This window comes from Rikenella sp., assembly GCF_056799795.1.
Map to the genome: position 1 here is coordinate 1 of NZ_JBQIQO010000042.1, position 12178 is coordinate 12178.

Here is a 12178-nt window from a genome sequence, read left to right on the forward strand (position 1 = left end):
GAGCCAGCGGGGGCCGAACGAGCATCGCGAGTTGCGGCCCTACGCCGGGGGTGGCTCCGGCCCGCGCGGTTCTTCGAACCGCAAGAGCAAGGCCCATTCGTTCTTGGGATTCGGGCTGCGCACTACCATTTATCACCACCTTCTATCTGGTTCGGCCTGTCGCCCATCCCTCCCGAGGCGCTCCGCGCCTGGGCGACGAGGCCGGCGACCTAAAGGTCTCACAAATACCGTCCAAAAGTTTAGCCCAACCCTCCGCCCATTCGTCCTCGGGCGCGCCCCCCGGCGCCCGCCTTCGGCGTTCGCTGCGCGCCGAGAACGGCGATTCCGCGAGGAATCGCGCTACTTGCTTTCAGTCCAAAGCACAGTCAACAAGTTCAGCCCAAAGCTCGCCCCAGTTCTCCGCCCCGTGTTCGCTTCACTGCGGCTCCGCTGTCGCTCCGCCGCATTCCTTCGTCGCCCGCGGCAATTCTTGCCGGATTGGCCGAGTGCCAATCCGGCAGAATATGCCCTCTTAGGCGGGCGGGCGACGGAGTTTTCGGCAGAGTCGATTTGTTCGCGCGCCTTGGGAAATCTTGTCAAAACACGCATGCGAGTTTTGACGATTTCCCTCCCAAGGCGTGGCGCGCGATTTGGCAACAAGAGGGTACTGCGCTCAGGCCGCGCGGGCCCCACGTCCCGTGGACGGGAAATGCTTACGCATTTCCACTGGCCTCCTCTACCCCTGTTCTTTTTTCGCGCGCCTGCGCGATTCATCTATATTCGGCTACCGCCGAAATGATTGAATCGCTTCTTTAAGCGGCGGCGCGCGTCAAGCTTTGTCCCGCCTCGAACTGTTCTCTTTGTGAACAAAGAGAACCAGAAAACCGACGCTGCCAGCGAGAGCAATGCAAACGTAGTTTGCAAATTGCCAAGCGGCGAGGAGGAAGGCGAAGCCAAACTTTAGACGGATGCTTGCGCATCCTCAAGCTGCCGACGGCCCAAATCTTTGTCCGCACACTAAACGACAGAATCGCCCCGAATAAAACAGTCGGTCGCCTTGAAGCACAATCTTCAAGGCGACCGACAAACATCAGGAGACTGGAAATCAGAAACCGCCGAAATAAGGCTCGCACAACGCCACGATCTCCTCCTGACCATGCTGCCCTGCAATCAGATAGAGACTATACAGCGTCCGCAACCGATCCAACGCCTCCTCTTCAACCAACGCCTTCTTTGCCCCCCGGAATCTGTCGTAATAATCCACATACTCCGTCAGAATCGCCGCCGACTGTCTCGCCAGCGCATTCCCCTTGTCATACGCCCCCGCCTTGTAGTACGCCTCGACCAGATAAGGCACCATATCGTCCATCCGCAACTGCTCCAGCGGCATCTCGCGCATCGCCCGATCCAACACCTCGACCGCCCGGGTCGTATCGCCCTGCTCCGTCAGCGCGTTGGCCAACCGGGCAAACGACGAACGCAGTTGCGACGCCGCAAAAGTGTTCGTCACGAACGCATCCACATAGACCCGCGGATCACCGATATTTCCGTACCGATAACGATTCATCAGGTTGTCGTACAGCGTCCCCGTATCGATCCGTCCGATGCCGAACGACCGTTCGATCGGGGACTTGATCGGCACCAGCCGGTAAGCCATCCCATCCTGCTGGAGATAAGACCAGGCCTGCCCCTGTCCGCCGCCGTAATGCACCAATCCCCACTTCAAGAGATCGGCCGGCGAAGTGAAATAGATCGGCCGCGTCCAGTCGTTCGAAGCCAGCAAGTCGAGAAAGACCATCTCGCCCGCCGACAACACCGACTTGTTCGGATTGATCTCCAGATAGATCGTATCCTCGATCAGATGCGCATCTTCCGGCCGAACGACCCCGCTCCGAAGCACATTCTCCTTGTTGACCGGAATCGCAATACGCCGTGCCGGCACGATGTCCATCATCGTCCCGTCCCGATCGACCACCACCCGCGTCCGCGGATCGTTGCTGTTCACCACCGTCATCACCTCCTGCGCCGTCCACGGCGTGCCGTCCGGCTTGTCCACCTCGCGGATCAGGAACTGCCCCACCGCGTCGCCATAGTATTTCTCCCGCGGCAGCGAGTGCGGAATCGCTTCCGAATCGTTGGCTTTCATCCGCATCTGGTCGATATACCAGTCGCCGCCGATGTACGACGAGTTCATCACCCGCACATCCGGCCGCACATTTTCCACCTCCTGATTGTACCACAACGGGAAGGTGTCGTTATCCCCGTAGTCGATAATAATCCCGTTGGGCAGCACGCTCGTCAGGTAGTTATACCCCATATCGCGCGCCACGTACCGATGGCTCCGGTCGTGGTCGTCCCAGTTCTGCACCGCCAGTACGGTCGGCACCGACGCGCAAATCACGAACGCCACGGCAGCCGCCAGCCGCCCGTCGGTCTTGAATGCCTTGCGGCGCAACAGATCGTAGACCCACAGCAAGCCCAGCCCGATCCAGATCGCAAAGGCATAGAACGACCCCGCATAAGCATAGTCCCGCTCTCTGGGTTGCAACGGCGTCTGGTTCAGGTAGAGGATGATGGCCAGCCCGGTCATGAAGAAGAGCAGGAAAACCACCAGGAAGTTCCGCCCGTCGCGTTTGAGCTGATAGAAGAAGCCGATCAGCCCGAGGATAAACGGCAGAAAGTAGTAGGTGTTCCGCCCCCGGTTGGCCGCCACCTCCGACGGCAGATTGTCCTGCGGCCCGAGATAGAGCTCGTCGAGAGGCCGAATACCGCTCATCCAGTTCCCGTCGATGATCGAGTGGTTCTGAATATCGCTCTGCCGCCCCACGAAGTTCCAGAGGAAGTACCGCCAGTACATGTTATTGAGCTGATAGGCGAAGAAGAATTTGAGGTTCTCGCCGAAGGTCGGCACGGTCACCATCTTCCCCTCCTCCGTCCGGACTTTCCGTCCCTTGACATCCGCCCACCGTTTGTACTCCTGCACATGGCTCGCCTCGGCGCTGTACATGCGCGGGAAGAGCATCTTGGTCTTCCCGTCGTACTCGAACCCGACCACCGTAGACATCGGTCGGTACTTGCCCTCTTCGTCTACGAAATAGGAGTCGCTGTATTTCGACGCCACCGCCGGCGAGGCGTAGCTCTCGCCGTAAATGAGCGGTCGACTGCCGTATTGCTCCCGGTTGAGGAACGAAAGCAGCGCATAAGGATTGCTCGGGTTGTTGCTGTTCATCGGCGGGTTGATACCGGCGCGGATCAGCACGATGCCGTAGGTCGAGATGCCGACGATCACCATGGCCGTGGAGAGCAGAACGGTATTCCACCCGACCTGTCCGCGCTGCTGGGTCCGCCACACGCCCCAGCCGAGGCCGCACAGCAACAGCACCACGAATGTCACGAGTCCGCTGTTGACTCCCAGTCCGAATCCGTTCACGAAGATCCGGTCGACGAACGCCCCGATCGACACCACCGTAGGGGTGAGGATATAGAATGCGCCGGTCAGCAAGACTGAAATGGCGCCCGGTTTCCAAAGTTCGGCTTTCGGCCGTCCGGGGAATTTCTTGAAGTAGTAGATAAAGACGAGTGCCGGGATGGCCAGCAGGTTCAAGATATGCGCCCCCACGGAGAGCCCCATCAGATAAGCGATGAGCACCAGCCAGCGGTTGCTCCCCGGCCGATCGGCAACGTTCTCCCACTTGAGAATGGCCCAGAAAACAACGGCTGTAAAGAGCGACGACAAGGCGTACACCTCGGCCTCGACGGCCGAGAACCAGAAGGTGTCGGTCCAGGTATAGGCCAACGATCCGATCGCGGCGGCACCGATCACGGCCCAGCTCTGTCCGTCGGTGAGTTCGTTCTCCTCTTTGCGGTACATGCGCCGCCCGAGGTGCGCGATGCTCCAGAAGAGGAAGGCGATGGTCAGGCCGCTCTCCAAGGCCGAAAGGGCATTAATCGCCCCGGCCACCAAGGTCGGATCACCGGCAAAGATCGCTCCCAACCGGTTGATAAGAAAGAAGAAGGGGGTTCCCGGCGGGTGTCCCACTTCGAGTTTATAACTGGTGGCGATAAATTCGCTGCAATCCCACAAACTGGCGGTGGGCTCCATGGTCAGCAGATAGGTGAGGCTGGCGATCGCGAAAACGATCCAGCCGCCCCACAGGCTGCGTTTACCAAAACTGCTCATTGACTCTCTCTTTTTCAAATGGGTGATTGGTATGCTATTTGCGGTGGCTAAGTTAATCTTTTTTTACCGATTCACTGACAGACGATTTCATTGACTATATATATTTTCATTGAGCAGGAGGGTACTGTTCTCTTTGTGAACAAAGAGAACCAGAAAACCGACGCAGCAACCGAGCGCCATCAAACTTGTTTGAATGGCCGAGGTGCAAGGAGGAAGGCGAAGCCAAACTTTAGACGGATGCTGACGCATCCTAAAGCTGCCGGCGGCCCAAATCTCGATTGGTTCGTTGGGCTGTGGTTTTCCGGCGCGGGCGCATTAGGGTAATACTCGCATTATAGCGCCCCGCCGAGAAAACCCAGCCCGACAGACTCACGAAGACTGAGGACTGCGGAGCCTAAGGCGTAGCGTAGCTATCACGAAAGTTCTTTGGGTACCTTTCTTTCAAGAAAGGTACGGTTCTATCCGGGGCAAAGAATAGAAATGGCAAGAAATGATTATCTTCGAAACGTAAACAAAAAAATGATTTTATGAAAACATGGATTTTTACGGCGCTACTGGTTATGGCCAGCGCCGCAACCGTACACGCCCTCGTTCCGCAGCAGCAGCAGCAGCAGCAGGACAAAGAAGCCGCTAAAACAACCGCGGCCAAATCCACCTTCGCCGACTTCGAAGGTCAGGACAGCGCCGGTCAAACCGTAAACCTGTCGGACTACGTCGGACGCGGAAAATACGTTCTCGTGGACTTCTGGGCCTCGTGGTGCGGGCCGTGCCGCAAGGAAACGCCCGTGATCGCGCAAGCCTATGAAAAATACAAGGACAAAGGGCTGGAAGTCTTGGGAATTTTCGTGGCGGACAAGCCCGAGAACCTGGGCAAAGCCGTGAAAGAGTTGAACATCACCTGGCCGCAGATGATCGACACGAACAATGCCGCAGGGAAGCTGTACGGAGTGCGGGGTATTCCCCACATCGTGCTGTTCGGGCCGGACGGGAAGATCGTGGCCCGCGGCCTGCGCGGAGAGGCCATCGACCGGACACTGTCCGAATACCTTCGATAATCCTCCTCAAAAGCAACGACATCCGAAAGGTTTCGATTCAGTCGAAAAGATCGAATCGAAACCTTTCTTATTTCAGAAAGTCCTCCAGCCAATCGTGCAGTTCGATTCCCGGACACTCCTTCAACCGCGCGCCAGTCCGGCGATCGACCAAATCCAGCTGCGATTCCGAATCGATGTAACCATCGATCAGTTCCATCACCCCGCAGAGCACATCGCCGGTCGCTTCATTCAACAACTCCTCGACCGAATCTCCCGCACGATGGCGGATCAAAGCTACCTGCACGGCCTCTTCCTGTATCCGGGCCAATGTTTCGAAAAAACGCCGCTGGTTGTCATTCAGGGTAGCGATTCGCTCAGCTTTCGACTCCATAGCTAAAAGATTTCGGAGAGAATCCGCAACGAATTGACGCTATAGATCGCGTCCGTATGGTAACCGTAGAGGTCGATCAGCCGTTCCAGCAGCGCCACCCGCTGTTCGCGCGCCAGCCCGACCGCTCCGAGCTCCTCCGGCCGACACGCGTTGAGGGTGTGGAACAGCGTCGCCTCGGTCGGAGGCATCACCAGCGTATGGGCCGGCGGATCAGCCGTATAGAGCCCGTTCCGGTAGTCCAGCGAGTAGCCCGGGGCATAGGTGTCCCGCGGCGCATACCCCATGTATTCGGTCAGCCGCACGAGGAACCAGAGGTGGAAATTGGCCACCCCCTCCTCCATGTCGTCCAGCTCGGTGATCGCCTCCTCGACAAAACGATAGAGCCCCGGATCGGGTTCGTCGTCCTGGATCAGCCGATAGAGTAGTTCGGAAAGAAACAGCGCGATCGAGCTCTTGACGATGTCGAACGGCATCTGGCTCAGCGCCACCCCCAGTTGAGGCTGTTCGATGTTGTGCATCTCGCTGCGCCCCGCCCACGCGTCGAAATCGAGGATAAAGAGCGGCTGGAAGAACCCCCGCGTCCCATTCTGCGCCGAGAGCTTGGCCACGTAGCTCCGTCGGCCGTAAGCGGCCGTAAAGATGCGGACGATCAGCTTGCGGTCGCCGTACTTCATGGCGTGGAGCACGATGCCGCGCGCCTTGTAACGGCCGCGCGGCACGTTCGCTTTCTGTCCCTTGCGCGGCAGCGGCGGAGCCGGCACGTTGGGCGGAAATGCGCGGGGAGTCTCTTCGGCCATCGGTTTTCGTTTCAGTCAAAAGGGTTTCGATCCGGGGCGGAAACGGCTATCGCCGATCCTCTTCGATGCGCGACAAGAGGTACTGCCCGTACGGATTCTTGGCCATCGGCTCGGCAATCTCCCGCAGCCGTTCCGCCGTGATCCACCCGTTCCGATAGGCGATCCCCTCCAAACAAGCCACTTTGAGCCCCTGCCGTTTTTCGATCACCTCGATAAAGGTCGACGCCTCGCTCAGCGAGTCGTGCGTCCCGGTGTCGAGCCAGGCGAATCCCCTGCCGAAAAGCTGCACCTTCAACTCGCTGTCCCGCAGGAACCGTTCATTGACGGTGGTAATCTCCAGCTCGCCCCTGGCCGACGGTTTAATCCGCTTCGCCACGTCCACCACCCGGTTGGGATAGAAGTAGAGCCCCACCACGGCATAATTGGACTTCGGGTTCTTCGGTTTCTCCTCCAGCGTCTCGGCATTCCCCTCGGCGTCGAACGAGACCACGCCGTACCGCTCGGGATCGCTCACCCGATAGCCGAAAACCGTAGCCTTCGGCGCGGTCGGGTCTTCGGCGGCCGCCACCGCCTCGCGCAGCATCTCGGAAAAGCGCTGCCCGAAGAAGATATTGTCGCCCAACACCAGACAAACGGCGTCCGAACCGATAAATTGTTCGCCGATGATGAAAGCCTGCGCCAGCCCGTCCGGCGAGGGCTGTTCGGCATATTCGAACCGCACGCCGTAGTCCGACCCGTCGCCCAGCAGCCTGCGGAAACCCGGCAGGTCGTGCGGGGTCGAAATAATCAGAATCTCCCGAATCCCGGCGAGCATCAGCACCGAGATCGGATAGTAGATCATCGGTTTATCATAGATGGGGAGCATCTGTTTGCTGACCCCTTTGGTGATCGGGTAGAGGCGTGTGCCGGAGCCTCCGGCCAGTACGATACCTTTCATTCGCGTCGAATGGTTTTGATTGTTCGTACAAAGGTACGGTTTATTTCGATGGGTTGCGCGACCGACCCGATCCGCTCTATCGATCTCCGCGGCCGCGCCCCTCGTACCAATCGATAAAGGCGCGGTTCACCAGTCTGTTTCCCCCCGGCGTGGGATAATCGCCCGAGAAATACCAGTCTCCCGCGTGGTTCGGGCAGGCCCGGTGGAGGTTTTCGATCGTCTGGTAGACCACCTCCACGGGCGACGGGCAGCCGGGCGGCGTAATCATCCGGGCGATCCGGTCAGCGATCTCCCGATCCGTGAACGGCTCGTAGATCCGTTTGACGTGGTTCACGATCCGTTCCTTCGGCAACCCCTCCTGCGCCCGGCAGGCGGCGTAGACCTCGTCGATCCGCCCGACCATACCGCGCTCGTGCAGCAGCTCGATGGCTGCGTGGAAGGCGATAAACTCGCCCATGCTCGACATATCGATCCCGTAACAGTCCGGATAGCGTATCTGGGGCGAGCTGGAGACGATGACGATCTTCCGGGGCCGTTGCCGGCTCAGGATGTGAACGATACTGCGCCGCAGGGTGGTGCCGCGGACGATGCTGTCGTCGATCGCCACCGCCGTATCCACGCCGGGCCGAATCGTTCCGTAGGTCGTGTCGTAGACATGCGCCGCGAGGTCGTCGCGGCTGGCGTCCTCGGCGATGAACGTGCGGAGTTTGATATCCTTCAGGGCCAGCTTCTCGCGCCGCACGCGCATCGCCATGATGTCGGTGATTTCGGCCTCGGTCAGCGTGGCCCGCGCGGCCAGCAGAGCATGGCATTTCTGTCGGTTGAACGCCTCTTCGAGCCCCTCGACCATCCCCATATAGGCCACCTCGGCGGTGTTCGGGATGAACGAGAAGACGGTGTGGGCGAAATCGGACTCGACGCGTTCCAGCACTTCGGGCACCAGCAGCCGTCCCAACGCTTTGCGTTCGCGGTAGATGTCGCGGTCGCTGCCCCGCGAGAAGTAGATGCGTTCGAAGGAACAGGGGGTCGGTCGCTCCGCCGGCCGGATGCGGGCCATGCGCCGTTCGCCGGCTTTGGTGACGATCAACGCCTCGCCGGGCCCCAGTTCGGTGACCTGCTCGGTCTCGATATCGAACGCGGTTTGCAACACGGGCCGTTCGGAAGCCACCGCGACCACCTCGTCCGAAACGTAGTAGAAAGCAGGGCGAATCCCGTGCGGGTCGCGCAAAACGAACATATCGCCGCTGCCGGTCAGACCGCCGATCACATATCCGCCGTCCCACAGCTCGGAAGCCTCGCCGAGAATCCGTTCGAAGTCGATGCGAGCCTCGATCGCCTCGTTCAAAGCGGCCCCGGAGAGCCCCATCTCCTTGCAGCGCCGATACTGCCGGTCTGCCTCGCTGTCGAGCAGGTAGCCGAGCTGTTCGAGCATGATGAAGGTATCGGCATTGTGGCGGGGATGCTGGCCGCGGGCGACGATATGGTCGAAGACCTCGTCCACGTTGGTCAGGTTGAAGTTACCGGCCAGCGCGAGGTTGCGGCACCGCCAGTTGTTCCGCCGCAGAAAGGGGTGGGTGTACGAGATGCCGGATCGTCCGGTGGTGCTGTATCGCAAGTGCCCCATGCAGACCTCGCCGAGGAAGGGTTCGAGTTCGGGGTGGGCCTCCCGGTCGCGCCGGACGGCGTCGAAAAGCTCCTGAATGGCCCCCGCTCCGACGGCGCGTTCGCGGAAAACATACTCTTCACCGGGCTCGGCATGGAGCTTGACGGAGGCGATCCCGGCCCCCTCCTGCCCGCGGTTGCGCTGCTTCTCCATCAGCAGGTAGAGTTTGTTCAGCCCCCACCACCGGGTGCCGTAGCGTTGTTCGTAATGGTCGAGGGGTTTCAAGAGCCGCACCATCGCCAGGCCGCATTCGTGTTTGATTCTATCGCTCATTTCGTCTGTTTTTTATGCCGGATCGGTTCGTTTTTCGTTTCCGACCGCCCCCGGAATACGACAAGAGGACATAGCGCAGCAATGCAACTATGTCCTCTTGGGTCGAGATTCGTCGTATGTTCGCGTTCCGAAGCCTGTTGCAGCTCCGGAACAAGGTATCGCCCCTCCGATTCGATGTTGTTGATGTCGTCGGCCCGGCGCATAGCGACGAGGGAGGCACCGAAAAAGGCAGCGCTCCGCAAAACGGACGGTATAACGGTCGTTCGAATCATGACGGCGAGGACAAAGGTAGTTTTTTTCCGCTCCGGTCGCTCCGATCCGCAGGAATTTTCTTCGCCCCGGGGCCGGCGGATTTCCCCGTTCTCCGCGCCGGACAGGCAACAGTACGGCACAAAATGTTATCTTTGCAGTATCGTATTGTTATCTTCTTCAATCGGGAATCATGACTCAAGGAACGACTGCTCCGGAAACGAACAACAATAAAGAGATCGACCTGCTGGATCTGCTCCGTCGAGTGTGGGACGCGCGACGACGTATCGTGAAATATGCCCTGATCGGCGGGGCGGCAGGGCTCATCATCGGGTTCAGCATTCCGAAGAGCTATGTCACCACCATCAAACTGGCTCCGGAGAGCAAAAACGGCTCCCAGTCGGGAGGCGGGATGGCCGGTTTGGCGGCTATGGCGGGGATCAACCTGAACCAGGGAGCGGGGAATGACGGGATTACGGCGGCTATTTTCCCGGAAATCGTTCGGAGCACGCCGTTTCTGTTGGAGTTCGCCGAAATTCCGGTCACGCTCTCGGCACCGAAGGGCGAGACGGGGGTGCAGATGTCGCTGTTCGATTATGTGAGGGAGCACCAAAAACGGGCGTGGTGGAAGTACATCACGGCTTTCCCGGGGCAGGCGATCGGCTGGGTGACTTCGATCGGACGGGACAAGGCGGAAGAGGAGGCATTACCGGCTTTGGATTCGGTCGATTTGTTCTTTTTGCCGACGCCTTACCGCTCTTTCGTGGGGGCTTTGAACAAAATGTTGCAGGTCGAGGAGGACAAGAAGTCGTCGATGCTGGAGGTAAAGGTGACGATGCAGGATCCGCTGGTGGCGGCGGTGGTGGCGGACTCGTTGGTGATGAAGCTCCAACGATACATGACGGCTTACCGGACGCAAAAGACGCGCAACGATCTGGAGCAGAATATCCGTCAGAATGCGGAGGCAAAACTACGATACTACGAGGCGGAGGACCGGCTGGTGGCGGCGGTGGATCAGAACCGGACGATCAGTTCGGAGGCGCTCCGGACGCGGATCGAGCGGCTGCGCAACGAGCGGGAGATTGCGTATAATGTTTACAATCAGACGGCGTCGCAGGTGGAGGTGACGAAGATCAAGTTGCAGGAGGAGACGCCGATTGCAACGGTGGTCGAGCCGGCTATCGTTTCGGATCGTCCGGCGGCTCCGAACAAGATGTTGTTCCTGGTGGGTTTCGCTTTTCTGGGTGCATTTATCGCAACCGGGATTGTGGTCGGGAAGTCGTTGCTGGTCTCGGCTTCGGAGGCAGGCACAGATACGGATTTGAACTCTGCGGAGCTTCAGGCATAAACAGGCAATTTTCACTGCGGATATCAAAGCGGGGATTCATCATCCTCCCTTATTAAGATTAGCGCGATTCCGTGAGGAATCGCGCTAATTGTTTTCGGTCTATCTGGTGGATCAGGCGTTGGTTGCGACCGTCCGGAGGGCATGAGCGGGCCCGCGTGACCCAAAGAGCCGCAAGAGCTCAACTCACCGCCCCGGGCTACCGCGGGAATGGCACCAACGATCGATTGGGGACGCTGGTCGTGGTGGGGAGCGATGGATACAGTTGGGCTTCCACTGCTATCGATTATCGCAGTATGTATTTACATTTTCATGTAATGGGACTGGTTCCTGGAAGTACAACAAGCCGTGCCTATGGTCTTCAGTTGCGGTGCCTCTCGGAATAAACGGGGTGCCGCTCGGCACTCGAAAGATGGCTGGAACTACCCCAAGCGACAGCCTCTACCCTACTTTTTTTAACCTTGGTAGGCCGGACGCCCGGGAGGAACGGCAACTCTCGACGCGCGAGCGGCGTGTTGCGGGCCGCCCGTGGGCAGGCGTCCGGCCCGCGCGACCCTTTAGGGTCGCAAGAACTCCGCCACCAACACCGCCCAAATCGGCCAAGTTCGCCGCCAGCGGTGAGTGCAACAAGCCCCGTCGAGTTGCAGTCCGCCGCAAGCCCGGCGGTTCTACGAACCGCAAAGGCACGACCAACAGCTCGGCCCAGCACGGCGCGGCCCAAAGAACAGCCCAATTCTCCGCCCCGTGTCCGCCTCACTGCGGCTCCGCTTTCGCTCCGCCGCTTTTTCGCGCGCCTAGGGAAATCTTGTCAAAACGCGCCAGCGCATTTTGACGATTTCCCTCTTTAGGCGGCGGCGCGCGGTCGAGCTTTGCCCCGCCTAAAACTGCCCTACGCGGGCGGCGGCCGGGTGACCCCGGCAGGACAGAGCGATACTACGTATCGCTTAATCAACTCAGCCCTGCTTTTTTTGTGCGCGCCTTGCGCGATTCATCTATATTCGGCTACTGCCGAAATAGTTGAATCGCTTCTTTAGGCGAGGCGCGTGTCTGTCCTACGGGAGGGTACTGCCCTCGGGCCGCGCGGGCCCCACGTCCCGTGGACGGGAAATGCGCAGCATTTCCACTGCCAGCCTCTACCCCCGTTCTGTTCGCGCGCCATGGCGCAAACGCGTCGGCCAAGCGAGCCCCACTTAAAGGTAGAAACAACCCTAACAAAACACCTGGGTGCACCGGAAGGACGGGCGAAACTGCGTTTCGCTGCGGCAGTCTTCCCCCTACGACATTCAGACAAAACCGATTCTCCCAAAACAAGCCGCGGGGGGGGTTTTTT

The 12178-nt window shown here is 59.4% G+C and carries 8 protein-coding genes; 3 read left to right on the forward strand and 5 right to left on the reverse strand.

What is annotated here, in order from left to right:
• Positions 1-1084: 1084 nt before the first annotated feature.
• Entirely contained in the window at positions 1085-4159 is a 3075-nt protein-coding gene (locus ACTO3O_RS08815; protein WP_297831552.1) for a protein O-mannosyl-transferase family, read from the reverse strand.
• A 527-nt stretch (positions 4160-4686) separates the two neighbouring features.
• On the opposite strand from ACTO3O_RS08815, the gene ACTO3O_RS08820 reads away from it, so the two are divergent.
• Positions 4687-5214, forward strand: a complete 528-nt coding sequence (locus tag ACTO3O_RS08820) for a peroxiredoxin family protein (RefSeq protein ID WP_482596701.1) — start codon at positions 4687-4689, stop codon at positions 5212-5214.
• Between the two features lie 67 nt (positions 5215-5281).
• Here ACTO3O_RS08820 and ACTO3O_RS08825 read toward each other — a convergent pair whose 3' ends face one another.
• From ACTO3O_RS08825 to ACTO3O_RS08840, 4 genes are all read right to left on the reverse strand, one after another.
• Entirely contained in the window at positions 5282-5584 is a 303-nt protein-coding gene (locus ACTO3O_RS08825) for a hypothetical protein (RefSeq protein ID WP_297831556.1), read from the reverse strand.
• A gap of 2 nt (positions 5585-5586) precedes the next feature.
• Positions 5587-6381, reverse strand: a complete 795-nt coding sequence (recO, locus tag ACTO3O_RS08830) for a DNA repair protein RecO (protein WP_297831559.1) — start codon at positions 6379-6381, stop codon at positions 5587-5589.
• A gap of 46 nt (positions 6382-6427) precedes the next feature.
• Positions 6428-7318, reverse strand: a complete 891-nt coding sequence (gene rfbA / locus ACTO3O_RS08835) for a glucose-1-phosphate thymidylyltransferase RfbA (protein WP_294592218.1) — start codon at positions 7316-7318, stop codon at positions 6428-6430.
• A gap of 76 nt (positions 7319-7394) precedes the next feature.
• Positions 7395-9254: an amidophosphoribosyltransferase gene (locus ACTO3O_RS08840; RefSeq protein ID WP_297831563.1), complete on the reverse strand. Its 1860-nt coding sequence runs from the start codon at positions 9252-9254 to the stop codon at positions 7395-7397.
• Between the two features lie 442 nt (positions 9255-9696).
• Here ACTO3O_RS08840 and ACTO3O_RS08845 point away from each other — a divergent pair, with 442 nt between their 5' ends.
• On the forward strand, positions 9697-10851 hold the full coding sequence (locus ACTO3O_RS08845; protein ID WP_297831565.1) for a Wzz/FepE/Etk N-terminal domain-containing protein: 1155 nt from the start codon (positions 9697-9699) through the stop codon (positions 10849-10851).
• A 155-nt stretch (positions 10852-11006) separates the two neighbouring features.
• Complete coding sequence (locus ACTO3O_RS08850; RefSeq protein WP_297831567.1) at positions 11007-11234, forward strand: hypothetical protein; 228 nt, start codon at positions 11007-11009, stop codon at positions 11232-11234.
• Positions 11235-12178 lie beyond the last annotated feature (944 nt).

Excerpts from the sequence above, each read along its gene's own strand:
- ACTO3O_RS08815 (WP_297831552.1), bottom strand. The coding sequence starts at position 4,159 with ATGAGCAGTTTTGGTAAACGCAGCCTGTGGGGCGGCTGGATCGTTTTC.
- ACTO3O_RS08820 (WP_482596701.1), top strand. The coding sequence starts at position 4,687 with ATGAAAACATGGATTTTTACGGCGCTACTGGTTATGGCCAGCGCCGCA.
- ACTO3O_RS08825 (WP_297831556.1), bottom strand. The coding sequence starts at position 5,584 with ATGGAGTCGAAAGCTGAGCGAATCGCTACCCTGAATGACAACCAGCGG.
- recO (WP_297831559.1), bottom strand. The coding sequence starts at position 6,381 with ATGGCCGAAGAGACTCCCCGCGCATTTCCGCCCAACGTGCCGGCTCCG.
- rfbA (WP_294592218.1), bottom strand. The coding sequence starts at position 7,318 with ATGAAAGGTATCGTACTGGCCGGAGGCTCCGGCACACGCCTCTACCCG.
- ACTO3O_RS08840 (WP_297831563.1), bottom strand. The coding sequence starts at position 9,254 with ATGAGCGATAGAATCAAACACGAATGCGGCCTGGCGATGGTGCGGCTC.
- ACTO3O_RS08845 (WP_297831565.1), top strand. The coding sequence starts at position 9,697 with ATGACTCAAGGAACGACTGCTCCGGAAACGAACAACAATAAAGAGATC.